The sequence below is a fragment of the Thiomicrorhabdus hydrogeniphila genome, from assembly GCF_054656895.1.
The window spans coordinates 348,275-364,932 of the sequence record NZ_BAAHXL010000001.1; the positions used below are offsets into that span (position 1 = coordinate 348,275).

The 16,658-nt window shown below is 37.8% G+C and carries 18 protein-coding genes; 14 read left to right on the forward strand and 4 right to left on the reverse strand.

The features are described from left to right. The first annotated feature begins 9 nt into the window (after positions 1-9). From ACYQ0E_RS01420 to ACYQ0E_RS01480, 13 genes are read left to right on the forward strand one after another with little or no spacing between them, the layout of a single operon-like run. On the forward strand, positions 10-882 hold the full coding sequence (locus ACYQ0E_RS01420; RefSeq protein ID WP_135795441.1) for a hydrogenase expression/formation protein: 873 nt from the start codon (positions 10-12) through the stop codon (positions 880-882). Next, positions 872-1,093 (forward strand): rubredoxin, encoded by a 222-nt coding sequence (locus tag ACYQ0E_RS01425; protein ID WP_460186477.1) that lies wholly within the window; start codon positions 872-874, stop codon positions 1,091-1,093. Before ACYQ0E_RS01420 ends, ACYQ0E_RS01425 begins: the two co-directional genes overlap by 11 nt. 2 nt (positions 1,094-1,095) lie before the next feature. Next, on the forward strand, positions 1,096-1,740 hold the full coding sequence (gene hybE / locus ACYQ0E_RS01430) for a [NiFe]-hydrogenase assembly chaperone HybE (RefSeq protein ID WP_460186478.1): 645 nt from the start codon (positions 1,096-1,098) through the stop codon (positions 1,738-1,740). Between the two features lie 2 nt (positions 1,741-1,742). Then, entirely contained in the window at positions 1,743-2,816 is a 1,074-nt protein-coding gene (locus tag ACYQ0E_RS01435; protein ID WP_460186479.1) for a hypothetical protein, read from the forward strand. Next, positions 2,809-3,150 carry a hydrogenase maturation nickel metallochaperone HypA gene (gene hypA, locus ACYQ0E_RS01440; RefSeq protein ID WP_460186480.1) on the forward strand — a complete coding sequence of 114 codons (342 nt, stop codon included), beginning with the start codon at positions 2,809-2,811 and terminating at the stop codon, positions 3,148-3,150. Before ACYQ0E_RS01435 ends, hypA begins: the two co-directional genes overlap by 8 nt. Before the next feature lie 2 nt (positions 3,151-3,152). Continuing rightward, on the forward strand, positions 3,153-4,097 hold the full coding sequence (hypB, locus tag ACYQ0E_RS01445; RefSeq protein WP_460186481.1) for a hydrogenase nickel incorporation protein HypB: 945 nt from the start codon (positions 3,153-3,155) through the stop codon (positions 4,095-4,097). A 1-nt stretch (position 4,098) separates the two neighbouring features. Further along, positions 4,099-5,589 carry a sigma-54-dependent transcriptional regulator gene (locus ACYQ0E_RS01450; protein WP_460186482.1) on the forward strand — a complete coding sequence of 497 codons (1,491 nt, stop codon included), beginning with the start codon at positions 4,099-4,101 and terminating at the stop codon, positions 5,587-5,589. Between the two features lie 27 nt (positions 5,590-5,616). Next, positions 5,617-5,907: a HypC/HybG/HupF family hydrogenase formation chaperone gene (locus tag ACYQ0E_RS01455; protein WP_135795448.1), complete on the forward strand. Its 291-nt coding sequence runs from the start codon at positions 5,617-5,619 to the stop codon at positions 5,905-5,907. Positions 5,908-5,911: 4 nt separating this feature from the next. After that, positions 5,912-6,643, forward strand: a complete 732-nt coding sequence (locus ACYQ0E_RS01460; protein ID WP_460186483.1) for a D-sedoheptulose-7-phosphate isomerase — start codon at positions 5,912-5,914, stop codon at positions 6,641-6,643. Further along, positions 6,643-7,779: a hydrogenase formation protein HypD gene (hypD, locus tag ACYQ0E_RS01465; protein WP_135795450.1), complete on the forward strand. Its 1,137-nt coding sequence runs from the start codon at positions 6,643-6,645 to the stop codon at positions 7,777-7,779. Before ACYQ0E_RS01460 ends, hypD begins: the two co-directional genes overlap by 1 nt. Continuing rightward, entirely contained in the window at positions 7,776-8,837 is a 1,062-nt protein-coding gene (hypE, locus tag ACYQ0E_RS01470) for a hydrogenase expression/formation protein HypE (protein ID WP_460186484.1), read from the forward strand. The genes hypD and hypE overlap by 4 nt, the downstream gene beginning before the upstream one ends. A 12-nt stretch (positions 8,838-8,849) precedes the next feature. Then, positions 8,850-9,503 (forward strand): hypothetical protein, encoded by a 654-nt coding sequence (locus ACYQ0E_RS01475; RefSeq protein WP_460186485.1) that lies wholly within the window; start codon positions 8,850-8,852, stop codon positions 9,501-9,503. A gap of 47 nt (positions 9,504-9,550) precedes the next feature. Beyond that, a complete protein-coding gene (locus ACYQ0E_RS01480) occupies positions 9,551-10,312 on the forward strand; it encodes an elongation factor-1 alpha (protein WP_135795453.1) in 762 nt (253 codons plus the stop codon). Between the two features lie 59 nt (positions 10,313-10,371). Here the strand turns inward: ACYQ0E_RS01480 and ACYQ0E_RS01485 are convergent, their stop codons facing one another. Further along, entirely contained in the window at positions 10,372-11,556 is a 1,185-nt protein-coding gene (locus ACYQ0E_RS01485; protein WP_460186486.1) for a YeeE/YedE thiosulfate transporter family protein, read from the reverse strand. A 139-nt stretch (positions 11,557-11,695) separates the two neighbouring features. On the opposite strand from ACYQ0E_RS01485, the gene ACYQ0E_RS01490 reads away from it, so the two are divergent. Beyond that, positions 11,696-12,595, forward strand: coding sequence for a LysR substrate-binding domain-containing protein (locus tag ACYQ0E_RS01490; protein WP_460186487.1), 900 nt, complete (start codon positions 11,696-11,698; stop codon positions 12,593-12,595). 23 nt (positions 12,596-12,618) lie between these two features. Here the strand turns inward: ACYQ0E_RS01490 and ACYQ0E_RS01495 are convergent, their stop codons facing one another. Genes ACYQ0E_RS01495 through ACYQ0E_RS01505 form a run of 3 tightly spaced genes read right to left on the reverse strand, consistent with a single transcriptional unit; the run spans position 12,619 to position 16,402 of the window. Beyond that, complete coding sequence (locus ACYQ0E_RS01495) at positions 12,619-14,070, reverse strand: nickel-dependent hydrogenase large subunit (RefSeq protein ID WP_460186488.1); 1,452 nt, start codon at positions 14,068-14,070, stop codon at positions 12,619-12,621. Next, on the reverse strand, positions 14,067-15,059 hold the full coding sequence (locus ACYQ0E_RS01500; protein WP_460186489.1) for an NADH-quinone oxidoreductase subunit B family protein: 993 nt from the start codon (positions 15,057-15,059) through the stop codon (positions 14,067-14,069). The genes ACYQ0E_RS01495 and ACYQ0E_RS01500 overlap by 4 nt, the downstream gene beginning before the upstream one ends. Continuing rightward, positions 15,056-16,402, reverse strand: a complete 1,347-nt coding sequence (locus ACYQ0E_RS01505; RefSeq protein WP_460186490.1) for an ATP-binding protein — start codon at positions 16,400-16,402, stop codon at positions 15,056-15,058. Before ACYQ0E_RS01505 ends, ACYQ0E_RS01500 begins: the two co-directional genes overlap by 4 nt. Positions 16,403-16,658: the final 256 nt, after the last annotated feature.

Genomic DNA, 16,658 nt, shown 5'->3' on the forward strand with positions numbered 1-16,658 from the left:
ACTAATGATATGAGTCAGTACACAGATTTAAGTATACCAGTCAGTGTTGTAGGGCCAGGCACACAGCCTAGTGAAGAAGATGGCATGCAGCTAGATTATATGAAAATGCCAAATGATATGAGTGTCTTTAATGCCCCAATTATTATGGACGATAATATCGAATCCTACCCTGTTGTTGAAGACCTAATGAATCAGTTAATGAATGCGCTTACTCATTTTAAAGAAGGTGATGATGCTGTTCGTTTTGATTTTGCAACGTTTGAAGAAAAAGACATTCAGTTTATAAATAAGTTTTTAGGTGAGGGTGAAGTTGCTGTTATTTTTAATGAAGAGAATCGTCAGTTAAGAATTCAAGAAACGGTTTTAGCCGGTGTTTGGCGTATTGCAGGGCATGAAGATGGCAATATTATTCAAGCTATTGAAGTTGGAACGGTTCCTGTTGCCATTAGAAATGATACTTTTGCAAAGGCAAATTCAATTATTACGCTTCCTAAAGAGCAGCCTGCAGGCACAATTAATGCGCCGTCTCTATTAACCGAGTTGAGCGATAAATCTTTTGCATACCTTGTTGGCGATGAAGCACATGTTGTTAATCTAACACTGTTACCTCAGTCTCCAGAAGATTTGGATATGTTAGGCGAATACCTTGGTGAAGGACCAACAGTTTTTTTAAGCCGAGGTTATGGTAGCTGCCGAGTGACTTCAACAAATTTAAAACATGTATGGTGGGTTCAATATTTTAATTCAGAAGATAAATTAATTTTAAATACTCTTGAAGTTGTAGATGTTCCAATCGTCACTCAAGCCTCAATAGAAGATATTAGAGAGAGTAGCGGGCGTATAACTGAAATGGTTGAGTCGGTAAAGACAAATGATAAGTAAAAGCTTTGAGGGTTCTTATCTTGGTGATGATTCACAAATAACCGATGAAACCAAAATGGAATGCAAAATCTGTTGGTATGTATATGACCCTGCACAAGGTGATGATTATTGGCAGGTGCAACCAGGAACAGCATTTACTCGGTTGCCAGCAGAGTGGCGTTGTCCTGAATGTGATGGCGAAAAAGACCAGTTTATGGTTATTAAGGATTAGTTATGCAAAATGGATTTGATGCTAATGAATGGGTAAATTTAATGCAAAAGCATTACGACTCTGTTTATCAGAAAAGTATGAAAGCAATCCCCATTTGCAACTCAACCATTTTAATTGAAATACCCGTATTACAACAGCTTGCCGATGGCCGTTATTTAGGTGTTATTGTAACCCCTTGGTTTATTAATGCAGTATTTAAGTTAGTAGATAAAGAAGGTAATGATGCTCATAAAACGCAATTTACCGCCAAAGTTTCTGAATGTGTTACGTTAAAGTTTCCGTCTGGTCAATATGAGTTTATTGTGAATTATCAACCTGAGGTTGGCTATTTTTATACTTGCTCCTTAATGTCTGACATGCACGCGCTAGAGAGCCATAAAGTCGCTGTTGATTTTGCTTTAGAGTGTTTTAAATTGATTTTTAATGAAGAGGCTAAAGAGCAAACCAATCAACAACAAGCCATTAAAAAAATCAGAATGGGACAAGCGATGATTGAGGAATCGCAAGATGGTCAAATTCAAGTTGTCGATAAGCCTAAACCTAAACCAACAAAAACAGTGCAAGAAAAATTAGACACACCTGTGTCAAGAAGAGGGATGTTTGGTTTAAAAGGTCAAGATAACCCTGAAATAGAGAACCGAGAATAATCATGCAAGGCCATGTGAATATTGAACGCTCTCCTTTGGCTATTGAATCAAGAAGGCCGTTTAAGTTACAAAAAATATTTACAGGGAAAAGCCCTGCACAAGTAAATGAATTTGTGGGATTAGCATATAGTTTGTGCGGAGAAGCTCAAAAATTTGCATCTACTTTAGCGTTATTTGACATTACCGAGAGTAAAAAAAGGAGCTTTAAAAAATTGGTGTGTATTGAAGTGTTAAAAGAGCACTACCTATCCATCGCGCAACTTTTTAATACTCAGGGAATATTAACGACAGCACAATTGTCTTTAGCGTTAAAAGGCGTTGGTCATTGGACAGCAACGGCAAAAAGAAGTGCTACACCAAAAGAGTTTGAATTGCTGTTAAAACAGATTCGTGTGCAATTTAATGACTTATTAAAAATGGATGTTTTTGAGGTCGATTTTGATGACGAACTAAAATTTTTGCTTAATAACACAGGGCCACTTGCACAAATTTGGAATAATAATGAATTAAATAATATTGCATTTGAGGTAGTTTCTTTTTATGAAAATCAAACGGTTATGCAAAGTATTCTAAATGCTAATGATTGGACTATATGGGTGGCTAAACCAAGTTTAGACGGTGTTGCTATGGAAAATTCGGTTTTTACAAGAGTAAAAAACAGACATGCTTGGATAGAAAAAATTGAAAAAACAAATGCTTTTTTTGCCCGAGTATTAGCCAAAGCCATTGATGCTCAAAACATCTTTAAAGAATTAAAGGTAGATTTATTTGATAACAACACCTTGTCTGATAGTAATCTGTTTGGTGTTCTTAAGAATGAAAAGGCTGTATTAAGTTGGGTAGAAACGGCAAGAGGCCGTTTAATGCATTTAGCTAAACTTGATAAGCAAACAAATATTGTAAAAGACTATGCGATTTGTGCGCCAACAGAATGGAATTTTCATTCTAATGGGGTTGCGCATAAGTGGTTATCTCAACTCGATGCAGGGCCACAATGGAATAAAAATGCTCGTTTGATTGCACAATTAATTGACCCATGTGTACCCATTGAAATTGAGGAAATAAGTTATGCATGAGATGTCGATTTGTGAAGGGATTTTGCTCACATTAGAAGAGCAATCTAGCGTTCAAAGTTTTAAAAAAGTTAAAAAAGTTTGGTTAGACATCGGGGCTTTTGCGGGTGTTGAAAAACAGGCGTTATTGTTTGGCTGGGAAGTGGTTACCAAAAATACACTTGCTCATGACTCAGAACTTATTATTAATGATATAGCGGGTCAAGCGTGGTGTCTTGGATGTTCAACCACTGTTGATATTGTAAATAGATATGATGATTGCCCTTTATGTGGAAGCCATATGCTTCAAGTGACGGGTGGCGAAGAGCTTAAAATTAAAGAATTAGAGGTAGATTAGTTATGTGTACAGTTTGCGGATGCGGTGAAGGCGAAGTTTCAATTGAAGGTAGTCATGCTCATCATCATGATCATTCACACAATCATGACCATTCACATGATCATAATCACGAACATAGTCATGAACATAGTCATGAACATAGTCATGAACATACCCATGCACAAGAAGAAAATGGTGATTTAAATTACGGGGCAGGTCCAGCGCATGCCCATGCTCCAGGAATGAGTCAAAGCAGAATGGTAGAAATTGAGCAAAATATTCTGTCTAAAAATGACGAGTATGCTCACCAAAATCGCCATAGTTTTGCGCATAAAGGTATTTTTGCCCTAAACCTTGTTTCAAGCCCTGGTTCAGGAAAAACAACGTTGTTAACAGACACTATGTTACGCCTAAAAGATAAATTGCCTTTAGCGGTGATTGAAGGTGATCAGCAAACGGCTAATGACGCTGATCGTATTAGAGAAACAGGGGTTCCCGCTATTCAAGTGAATACGGGCAAAGGATGTCACTTAGATGCTCATATGGTTGGTCATGCTACAGAACATTTAGGCCTTGATAATTACAGTGTATTGTTTATTGAAAATGTAGGTAATTTAGTGTGTCCATCTGCTTTTGATTTGGGTGAAGATCATAAGGTGGCCATTCTTTCTGTCACCGAAGGTGAAGATAAACCAATTAAATATCCAGATATGTTTGCAGCTTCGAGCGTAATGTTATTGAATAAGGTGGATTTACTGCCTTATTTAGACTTTGATGTGGATGCGTGTATTCGTTATGCACAAAAAGTGAATCCTGAAATTGAAGTGATTCAAGTATCAGCTAAGAGCGGTGAAGGAATGGATGACTGGGTTAACTGGTTATTAAATAAACGCAAAGCTCGTTTGCAAGCAGAAAAATCAAAAATGAAAGCGCAAATGAATGCTTTAGAACAAGCTATTGAGGCCTAAAATGTTACAAGAAAAGCCAAGTGTTCTCGTTGTCGATGACGATATGAAGTCGGTTGAAACTATTAAGCGTACTTTAAAACGTCATTATCAAGTGTTTACAGCCACCTCTGCTGAAGACGCGGAAGAGATTTTACGAGCAGAATATATTCAAGTTGTCATAAGTGACCACAGAATGCCTGGTGAAACTGGTGTTGAACTTCTCGTTAGAGTCAAAGAAAAATGGCCAGAAGTGATTCGTATGCTTATCTCTGGTTATTCAAGTCTTGAAGATACTATTTCAGGTATTAATGATGCTGGAATTTATCAATATATTGAAAAACCATGGCAACCAGAACAACTACTCATGGTGGTTCAAAACGCCATTGAGCTTTACGAGTTACAACGAGAAAACCGGTTACTTTCTGTTGAATTGAAAGTAGCGCCGACCTTATTAGAAAAAGAGAATGAAAGTAAGCGTGAAGAACTGACTCAAGTCTATTCTTGTGATGACATTATTCGTTCAACAGGAGGCGTGCTTGATAAAGCGATAGATAAACTTTGCCAAGTCACTAACTATGACATGCCAATTTTAATAACAGGTAAGTCAGGAACGGGTAAAGAGTTGTTTGCTAGAGCTTTACATTACAACTCACATAGAGCAAATAAACCTTTTTTAGCGGAAAACTGTGGCGCCTTGCCGGATCAGTTGCTTGAAAGTGAACTGTTTGGGTATAAAAAAGGCGCATTTACAGGTGCTTATATGGACCATGTTGGTTTAATTGAGCAAGCAAATGGTGGAACGCTTTTCTTAGATGAAATCGGCGAGGTTTCCCCCGCCTTTCAAGTGAAATTATTGCGTGTACTCCAAGAGGGAGAAATACGCCCTGTTGGTCAATCAAAACCGAGAAAAGTAAATATTCGCATTGTTGCAGCAACCAATCGTAATTTAGAAGAAGAAGTTAAAGCGGGTCGCTTTAGAGAAGACTTGTATTACCGTTTAGTGGGGTACGTTATTTACTTACCTTCATTAAATGAACGTAAAGAAGATATTCCATTATTAGCCAAAAGCTACTTAGAGCAATTATGCCAACAGTATGGACGCGACAATCACGGCTTTACCGAAGAGACCATGAAATGTCTTATGGATTATCGCTGGCCTGGCAATATTCGTGAACTGCAAAATGAGATTGGTAGAACATTTATGTTAACACCTGCCAATGAGCCACTAAGAGCAGAGTTTTTAACGCCAAGAGTTTTACAGGCTGTTCCAGAAGAAATGGAAATGGAAATGAACTGGATTTCGGGTGTAAATGGTTCATTAAAAGACAAAGTTGCACAGCTAGAAGAAAAAATTATTAGAGAGTCTTTAATTCGACTTCGTTGGAATAAAACCAAAGTGGCTGAAGAATTAGGGTTATCTCGTGTTGGTTTAAGACAAAAAATGGAACGTTTTGGAATAGAAGAGACAGCTAAGCCCTCAGTTAAAGGCAAGCAAGAAGCTATTGCAGTTTAACGGTTACTTTAAAGAAGAGAGAACAACATGTGTTTAGGTATTCCAGGACAAATTATTGAAATTACCGATTCAGAAAATCAGTTGGCTTTGGTTGAAGTTTCAGGCGTTAAGCGAGAGGTGAATGTTGCGTGCGTTGTAGAAACTGGTCAGCCAGTAGAAAGCTGTATTGGTTACTGGGCATTGATTCATGTTGGCTTTGCTATGAGCCGAATTGATGAAGAAGAAGCGAAAAAAACATTGGCCATTCTTGAAGAGCTCGGCGAGGTACAAGAAGAGTTAGAAGCGATGCATAAAAGCCAAGAATCTCTAAGAGTATAGAACGATGTCTCAAGAAACCGATATTCTTAAAGCGCTATACCCTTTTGCAGAACCAAAGGAAAGTAGCAAAGAAACTTTGCAAGATTCACAAAATGAAATTACCAGGCCTGGTAATTTTGAAGTTGAAGATTCGGTACTCATTACGTCAATTCAAGAAAAAGTAAATGAAAGTTTAGACGTTAAAAAGACTTATTTTAAAGAGAATGAAACGGCACTGTTAGAGGCTTCTAAACTGATTGCCCATGTATACCGTCAAAAAGGAAAAATGTTAACGATGGGTAATGGAGGTTCAAATTGCGATGCCTCTCATTTAGCGGTTGAGTTTTTACACCCCGTTACCGCAGGAAGACCAGCATTGCCCGCTATAAATTTAGGTGCAGATTCCACAATGGTGACTGCGGCAAGTAATGATTTAGGCTATAAAAATGCGTTTGTTAGACAGCTTATTGCACATTCAAGAGAAGGGGATGTATTAATTGGTTTTTCAACAAGTGGTTGTTCAGAAAACTTAATGAATGGTTTTAAAAAAGCCAAAGAATTAGGGTTACATACCATTGCGTTTTCTGGAATGGATGGTGGTGATATGGCTCAAAGTCGGTTTGTGGATATTAACTTAATTGTTGGCTCAAGTAGTATTCATCGAATTCAAGAAAGCCACTTAACAACCTATCACATTTTATGGGATTTAGTTCATTCACTACTTGCGAATGATCGACAAAGTCAGGTAAACAAATAATGAAATATGTAGATGAATTTCGTGATGGTGAGCAAGCTCGTCAAATCGCCAAAAAAATTAGCGCCTTGGTTAAAGAATTAGGCGTATCTAAAAAAGAACCTCTGCAGTTTATGGAAGTGTGTGGCGGACATACACATTCAATTTTTCGCTATGGTTTAACCCAGTTTTTACCTGATGAAATTGAGTTTGTTCATGGCCCAGGTTGCCCTGTATGTGTTTTACCCATGGGCGTGGTGGATGATTGTGTTTCTATTGCAGAAAGAGACAATGTTATTTTTACAACGTTTGGTGACGCAATGCGTGTACCAGGGTCTAAAAAAAGTTTATTGCAAGCTAAGGCAGAAGGCTCTGATATTCGAATGGTGTATTCTCCGCTTGATGCTTTGCAAATAGCAAAAGATAATCCAGATAAAGAAGTTGTGTTTTTTGGGTTAGGTTTTGAAACCACCATGCCAAGTACCGCTTTAACTATTTTGCAAGCAGACAAAGAAAATATTAATAACTTTGCTTTATTTTGTAATCACATAACCATTATTCCAACCATTAAAGCCATGTTAGATTCGCCAGATATGCGTTTAGACGGATTTTTAGGGCCTGGTCATGTCAGTATGGTGATTGGCACACAGCCGTATGAATTTATAGCGAGAGATTATCACCGACCATTGGTGAATGCAGGTTTTGAACCTTTAGACATCTTACAATCGGTATATATGCTCGTTAAACAGCTATTAGAGAAGCGTTGTGAGGTAGAAAATCAATATAAACGCATTGTGCCACCAGAAGGCAATAAAGTGGCCTTACAGTCTATTGCAGAAGTCTTTGAGTTAAGAGAGTTTTTTGAATGGCGGGGCTTAGGTTCTATTGATCATTCTGGTGTGCGTATAAAACCTAAATATGCTCAATATGATGCAGAACTGAAATACGAGCTACCTAAACTCAAAATTGCCGACCCAGATTCCGCACAGTGTGGAGAAGTGGTAACAGGTGTGATTAAACCGAATGAATGTAAATTGTTTGGTAAAGCGTGTACGCCAGAAACGCCGATTGGCGCATTAATGGTTTCAACAGAAGGCGCGTGTGCAGCGCACTATCACTATGGGCAGATTGAGATTCCGTTATCGGAGGTTGGCAGATGAGTGATATTGAGGACAAAAAAAATAGCTTAATAGAAAAGATTGGATCTGAAATTATTACGCTTGCACACGGAAGTGGTGGTAAAGCAATGCAGAAGCTGATTGATCAAGTTATTTTAGGATTCTTTGGTCAACCAAACCAAGGCCCATTAGAAGATCAAGCGATTTTTGATTTATCGGCCTATCCTAATCACTCTATTGCGTTAACGACGGACTCTTATGTAGTCACGCCCTTGCAGTTTCCTGGTAGTAGTATTGGACATTTAGCGGTAAATGGAACGGTTAACGATATTTCGGTTTCAGGTGCTATTCCATTGTATTTAACCTGTGGACTAATTCTTGAAGAAGGGCTGCTTTTCAAAGAATTAATTGAAGTCATCGCCGATATGGCTGAAGCCGCAGAGCAAGCTAAAGTAAAAATTGTAACAGGTGACACCAAAGTGGTAGACAGGGGCAGTTGCGATAAACTGTTTATTAATACGGCTGGTGTTGGTGTCGTAAATAATTCCTTAAATATTCGAATTCCCAATATAGAAGTGGGCGATAAAGTCATTATTAATGGTGATATCGGTGACCATGGCGTAGCTATCTTAGCCGCTCGTGGTGAATTGGATTTACAAACAACGATTACTTCGGATTGTCAGCCCTTAAATGGTTTGATTCAGACTTTGTTAGCGGAAGGTATTCCAATTAAAGCCATGCGAGATGTTACCCGAGGTGGATTAGCGACAGTACTGAATGAGTATGCTCAAGGTGTTAATTTGGGGGTTCTTATTCAAGAAGCTCAAATACCGATGAAAACCGAGGTAAGAGGCGTTTGTGAAGTCTTAGGTTTAGACCCTCTTTACTTAGCAAATGAGGGTAAGTTGGCTGCTGTGGTACCCGCTGAATATGCCGCAAAAGCGGTTGAAGTTATGGGTAATCATCCAGCAGGACAAAACAGCTGTATTGTGGCTGAAATTGTAGAAGATCATGCTGGCCGAGTGGTGATGCAGTCAGACTTTGGTGGTAAACGTGTTGTAGACATGCTAGTTGGCGAGCAATTGCCTAGAATTTGTTAATGGAGTGTTGATATGGAATTTGGTTTATTAATTATTTTTTACTACGGAATTTTGCATGCTTTTGGGCCAGACCATTTAACGGCAATTGCGGATTTTGCAATTGGTAAAAACCGTAAAAAAACCCTAATGATAACCGCTAGTTTTGCTATTGCACATGGCTTGTCGTTATTTATTTTTGCCAAAATTTTACAAACCTTTGAAGTATCTGAAACCATTCTAGGTTATGGCGATGTGATTGCATCAAGTGTTATTCTAGGCATTGGCGCTTATTTGTTGTTTATGGTTTTTACGAATAGAATTCACCTTAACAAGCATATGCATGGAGAGAAAGAACATGTGCATATTTGGTTTGGTAAAAAACATAAGCATGATGTTCAGGCTAAAGACAAAACCATGTTGGCATCAGCGATCTCTATTGGTTCTTTAATGGGGATTGGCGGTGTAAGAGGTATGTTAATCACTTTGGCAGCATTATCTGGTCAGGTTGTGAGTTTGTGGATGGTTGTTAGCTTTTCTGCAGGCGTTTTTGTAGTGTTCATGGTCTTTGGATTATTTATTGCCGCGATTAATGAAAAATTACTTACGAGTCAAAAGAATGTTCGCAATATTTTTACTTTAGCAGGCCTGGTATCGGTTTTTGTAGGTAGCAAAATGTTGCTTGGCTAATGGTGTTTTTTAATTTTATTTTTAATTTTATTTAGGGTGTATATTTTATGAAAGAGAATTCATGGTTAAATTTACCAAGTTTATCAATGCCTGTTAAGGCTTTGTTTACAGGGTATATATTTGTTGTTGGTTTAGGCTTAATGATGGCGGGTGCTCAAATTATGCTGACCCATGGTATGGCTGACGGTAAGTTTGGTTTATCTGTTGATGATATTGTGTACAGTTATTATGGAAACCGCGATGGCTCTAAATTAGAAAGTAAATTGAATGGTTCTATGAAAGAACACGCTACACCAGAAGAACGCTTAACCATGATTAAATGGGCACGAAACGGTGCAGAAAAAACAGAATGGCAAACAACAATAAAACCCATTGTTGATGCTAAATGTGCCATGTGTCATGCTCATATACCAACAATCCCTAATATCACTAAATTTGACGAGCTTGAAAAAGTGGCTGCTGTTGATCATGGGGCTGATTACACATCTTTAACCCGTGTTTCACATATTCATTTATTTGGTATTTCGTTTATCTTCTTTTTTGTTGGGTTAATTTTTTCAATGGCGGTTGGTTTTAATCGAATTACTAAAGCCATTATTATTTTTATACCGTTTGCTTTCTTGATTTTAGATATCGCTTCTTGGTGGTTAACCAAAATGAATCCAAACTTTGCCTACTTTGTTATTATTGGCGGTTTTGGATATAGCCTGGCATCTGCGATTATGCTTTTTACCTCTTTATATCAGATGTGGATAATGCCATTAAGAGGCCAATCATCAACGGAAAATACTTGGACAGAAAAAGTGTAGTTTATTACGCTTAACGGAAAGGGCGTTTTATACGCCCTTTTTTTATGGTTTAAACAAGGTTATTTAACCAAAAATATGCGTTTAATTAACAGCGTGAACCCCATGCCTAAAAAGGCACTCACCAGCCATAACCAACCATGTAAGCTTCCAGATATAATGGCACTGAAGAAGCCGCCAATATTACAACCAAAAGATACGGTTGCTCCATAGCCCATTAGAGAGCCCGCTATAATAGGAATTAAGGTATTTGAGAAGCGAATACTGCGAACGCCTTGGGTTTTAACGCTGGATTTAACATGCGTTAGGTTTTTTGAAAGGTGATAGCTTGCTACACCAAGAAACATTCCTAGTGTGGTTAATAAGATGCTGTCATTTGTCCAGTTCTTTGATAATGCAGCGTCATTAATCGCCGTGAACTCCCAAAAATCCCATTCAATGGGCAAGCCCGTTTCTTGGATAGCGATAATACCTAATTTAGGGAAAATCCAGCTGATTGACCACGGGTGAGAGGACAATAACAAAACAACAAAATTTAACACAACCAATAGAAATGGAGCCCAAAATACAGGTGATATTTTAAGTGTTTTTAATGAGTTTTTAGTTTCAAATAAGGGTGAAACCACAGTGTGATGATGTTTTTCATACTGAACTAAGCCATAGTAAAGTAATGAGATAATACTTAAGTTAGCGAAAAGACCTAATCCCCAAGGTATATTGGTCGCAAAAGAGAATACGCCCCAAGTTTGAAGGTTTAACCATTTTTCTATGTGTGAGGCGGCAAAAGTACCACCAATAATCATCCATAAGAAAACCCAGTAATAGCGTATTTTAAATTCGCCAAGTAAGCGAATCGTGCCTGATGAACAGCTACTTGCTATGGTCATGCCTATACCAAACATAAATGCGCCAAGTGCAACATTAATGCCTATTGGTCTAATGGCTCCTGCAACATTAAACCCAAATTGGGGTAAAAGATTTAATGCAGGAAAAAACAGTAAAGAACCTAAGGCCAAAAGCCATAAATGAGATCGAGTGCCTAAGGTTTTTTTGTGTAACCAAAAATCTTGCCAGTAACCTGTAAAGCCAAAGTGAAAGTGTATAAAGACCAAACCAATTAAAAAGCCCGTAAGAAGCAGTTTGCCTTGGTTACCTGTGTATAGCCAAATGCTTAAAAATAGAGTGATTAAAAAAATAGGTATAAGCCACTTTTTATAGGGCGTTGCGTGATAAATTGTAAAAATCATTTTATATTCCTCTTTAATGTAGAGAGGATTTTATGGGTAATTAACACATTTGTGATTGATGAATATAGATGTAACCATCACTTTATGAGATGGTTAAGATGATAAATAATATAAAAAGATACCTATAAGGGTTTAAGTTGTGACTATAAATCAAGTAAAGCTGTTAATTGAGTTGTATAAAAACGGACTGAATTTATCGATGGCCTCTGAAAAATTAAATATCGTTCAATCAGCAGGTAGTCGCCAGTTAAAGCTACTTGAAGAAGAATTGGGTTTTCCCATTTTTATTAGAAAAGCGAACAGATTGGCGGAATTTACTCAGGCAGGAGAACAGGTTCTTGAACAGGCAAAAATGATTTGTTTGGCTGAACGCAATATTAAAATGTTATCTGATTCATTTAATCCAAATATGGAGGGCAGTATTCGTTTAGGTACCACGCATACTCAGGCACGTTATATTCTTCCAAATGTATTAATGAATTACAAAACAAAACATCCGCAAACTAAATTGCATATTGAAGAGAGTTCGCCAGAAAATCTATATTCGTTTTTGCAGAGAGACCAAATTGATATTGCAATTTGTTCAGAGTTAATTTCTAAACAGGATGACTTGGTTTCTCAAAAAGCCTATGAGTGGGAACACGTTATGATTGCGCCACATAATCATCCTATATGGAAAGGGAATTTATCTATTGAAAGTTGTGTGAATTATCCTATTTTGTCGTATATAAAAGGCTTTACCCACAGTGATAAGGTATTACATGCATTAAGAGAGGTTCAGCCAGGATTTGAGTTTGATATTGTGGCTTCAGATGCGGATGTGATTAAAACCTATGTAAAGAATGGTTTTGGCATAGGAATCATTGCTGAAATGGCATTAGAAGACCAGGATACTAAACATTTTAAGACCTATCGGCTAGGGGCAGAAGTTGGTTATTCTTCTACCTATTATGCGTATTTAAAAAAACGTTTTTTACCTTCTTATATGGAGGCGTTTTTAGACACGTTTATAAAAGCCGTAAGTCATAAATTTCATTAGTTTTTATTGTTGTTACAACGGGCTTAATGCACCGTGCAAACCATGCACGGATCAAATGATCGCACGATATGCTGAACAGATACTGGGCTGGTTTCATCTTGACGTTTTAAAGCGCCTACTAAAGCTTGTTCTAAGGGGCCAGGTATTCCATTTTGATCACGAGGTGAAAAGTTCCAAGTGGTTGGTGCAATCACTTGAAAGTTTTTAATGACATCATTTTCAAGCTCTAGCCAATGACCTAAACTTCCTCTTGCGGCTTCTACCAGACCAATTCCTCGGTTAGATTGAATGCCTTGAGGTTGCAGGCAAAATGCTTTTTCATTTGTAAATCCTGTATCGAGCCAGGTTTCGGCTAAGGTAATGATTTTCACTAACTCGTAAACACGTGCCACAATTCGAGTGTAAACCGTGCTGCCATATTGCTTCATTAAATCATCAATTAAAGGCGTTTTATTAACGACTTGTCTTGCTAGCGAGCCTACTTCAACGACCTTTTGATCTAAACGCGGGGCCTTGCACCAACTGTAAGTGTTTGGTTTATCTATATCTGGTTGAGTTGTAGAATTCCAAGGTCTTGCAGATGGTGCTCCTTGGTAGTGAGAATGGCTAATATCTTCGGTAATAGCGCTGGGATTTATGTCACTTATTTTTCCGTCAATATACAGGCCTGGTAAAAAGGATAAATGTTCTTCATGACTAAAACTGCCATAACTCATTAATCTGCCAGGGCTTTTCCCTAATGTTTCTAAGTTAAGGTATTTAGCCACTTCACAGAAAAGGCCAAAGTCAGACTGGGCGACATTTTTATTATTAAGCCATTGATTAAAGTCGCCTTCATTTTCAAGGTTTAAAAAGGTTTCAAGTTTATCGCCTATTAAATGTTCTTCTAAAAAACGTCTAAGTTTACGAGCCATTAAATGTAACTTAGTGGTTTCATTTTCTGAAATAGCGCGACTCGTGCCGCCAGGTTGAATGGCTAAGGTATGTGGCCAGTGGCCCGCTAAAACGCCCATCATTTTTAACCAGTTGGCTCTTGCCTCAACGGCTTTGCTTGCCGCTTTACCTGTTACTGATTTAAAGCGTTCCTCTACTTTATTAAACCAAGGCGTATCACGGTAAGTTTCTCGAGCAAAGTCGGGCATAAAAAAAAGATAAAAATGGGTTAATAAGTCAGCCGCATTTTCATTTGCAAGCATCAAATTAATGGCTTTTTGGCCATTATCGGTTGGTGTTATGCCATAGATTTGGGAGAGGGCTTTTGCCGCAGCAACCGATTGTGAAACCGAACAAATGCCACAAATTCTTGGAGCATAAATTAGCGTGTCGTTTGGATTTCTTCCAACAAGCATGGTTTCAAACCCTCGGAAAAGAGTTGGTTTTATAAAGGCAGAGGCGACTTGATTTCCTTCCATTTCTAATTGAACTTCTAAGTCACCTTCAACTCGGTTAAATGGACCAACAATAATTCGGCTCACAGTTTTTTCCTTTTAATTTGTGGGCTAACAACAATGTGATCTTCCGTTGCATTTTCTTTTAATCTTTTTGGAGTTGCTGATTTTGCTAAAGTAGATAAGGCAATAAACCAAGCTTTAGGCATATCTGTAGGTAGTCCAACGGGGATATTTCCAACTTTGGGGGTTTCTTGATAAGAGTGATTAAGATGTCCAAAGTCAGGAGAAGTACAGTCGATACATGGATAGCCACCGCTAGTGCAAGATCCAGAACCATTCCATGGTCGTTCATTGCAATCGGCGTGTGCAACGGTTCCAACACACCCCATATTTTCCATCATGCAACCTAAGTCAGATGATTTAACTGAACTTGCTTTGAATTCATAAAACTCATTTCTACTACATCCGTGATGCACCAGTTTATCGGCATAAAACCTAGGGCGACTTAATGGATCTAAATCAGAGGATTTTAGCTTTCCTAATGTAATTAATTGTATTGTTTCAGCTACCCAAGCAGGGTGAATAGGGCAGCCTGAGATATTGATGACCGGTAAGCCAGCATGAGAAAGAAAATCGCTTGGTAAAAGACTACCAGAGATATTTTGATTATATTGCAGGCCTGTTGCATCAATAATATTATCGCCAGAAGCGGTTATTCCTCCGTAAGCCGCACAAGTACCTACTGCTAAAACGTATTGGGCTTGTTTGGCGAGTTGTTCAATTAAATCTTTACCAGGCATATTCATACCTGACATCATGTGATAACGGCCAGTATTATTCGGACCCATAACTACGGAACCTTCTAGGCAGAAGATATCGAGAGGAATTTTGCCGCTAATTACATCCTGTAAAATGGCTTGTGTTTCGTCGGACGAGTGTTCAGTTAAAGAAGGATGCCATAGCCAGTTTAAGTCCATTTCTTGTGACCAGTTAAGTAAATCCATCTCTTCTAAACCTAAAAAAGAGAGCGTACAACCACTACATCCGCCTGACTGCATCCAAAGAATATTCATAATGTTGGGGCACTTTTTTGGAGTTTAATTTCAAAGACAGCACCACCTTCAACCTTGTTCCAGGCTGTTAGTGAACCATGCATGTTTTCAATAATTTGGTGACTCATGCTTAACCCTAATCCAGTTCCTTTGCCTACATCTTTCGTGGTAAAGAATGGGTCAAAAATATTAGGTAGCATACCTTCTGGTATGCCGTTACCGTTATCACGAACTTGAACAGATATTCCAGAGTCTGATTCAGTGACTTTTACGTTAATTTGTTTATCTTTAATATTTAAATTTTGTAATTCATCAACAGCATTTTGCAGTAAGTTAATAATGACTTGTTGAAATTGATTGGTGGAGCCCATTGCCAGGTAATCAATATCTTGGCTTGGTTGAAACTCAATTTTAATATTGCGCTGATTCGCGGTATCTCTTTCCACCCATTTTATGGCTGTGTTTACGGAATCATTAATACTAAATAAAACTTGTTTTTCTCCGTTTGGGTGACTAAAAGATTTTAAATCTTTAACAATGCTAGAGATTTGGTCTAGCGCTTTGTTGTTATCTTCAAATATGGCGGGACAATCATTGATGATTTCATTAAAGGTTTCACGTTCTGTCGTATCGAGTTGGTTTTGAACACTCTGATTTTGATGCACAATGTTTTCAACATCTTGAAAGTATTGTTGTAAAGACCACAAATTACCCTGAATAACACTGATAGGGGTGTTAAGTTCATGCGCAACGCCAGAAACTAGGCGTCCTAAAGCCGCCATTTTTTCAGAATGAATCATTTTTTCTTTTGTTAAAGCCAGCTCTTCATGTGCTTTTTTTAACGCATCATAAGCTTCTAAAATCTCGCCAATAGGACGGCCAACAATGACTCGTCCATCAAATGCTTTGGCTTTGTCTATTTGGCAATTACAATTTATTGTTATGGACAGTTCTTGGTTACGACCTTTTAAAGTCATTAATTTGTCATGAATCTGTTCTGAGGCTAAGATTGGCTCCATTTCTGGAACGTCTTTGGACGTTAGAAAATCTCTAACGGGTTTACCAATTACATCCTGTTCATCGTAGCCGGTCATGGTTAAAAAGGAGTCATTAACCTGCGTAATCATTAATTCTTTATTGGTTACGATAAGTACGTCAGACATGGCCGAAATAATATCTGAAATGAACTGATGTGCTTTTTGTAATTCGTCGTTCTGCTGCTCAACCTGTGTTTGGTACTCTAAAGACTGTGAGTATGAATCTTCCACAGCTTGTAGTACAGACATCCAGTCTTGTTCATTAAAAGGCTGGCCATCCATATTGTCTAATATAGGCATGTTCACTAAAGGTGTATTGCTAGGCATCTTTTTATATATCTTATTTTTAATATCTTTTCATTGTATATAAGAATTATAACAATATTGTTTATTTGTCTTCCATTTAACCCAATGCTTTCATCTTAATAATGATTGAGTAAAGAGTTTATTAAAGTTTTTAATTAGAAACTTTTATACAAATCTGCGATAGATTTAATGAAATTGACAAAAGTTTTTTCTACAACAATGTGAAGAAAATGTGGAATTTTATATCCCGGGATAATAAATATTGCAATTAAAGTTA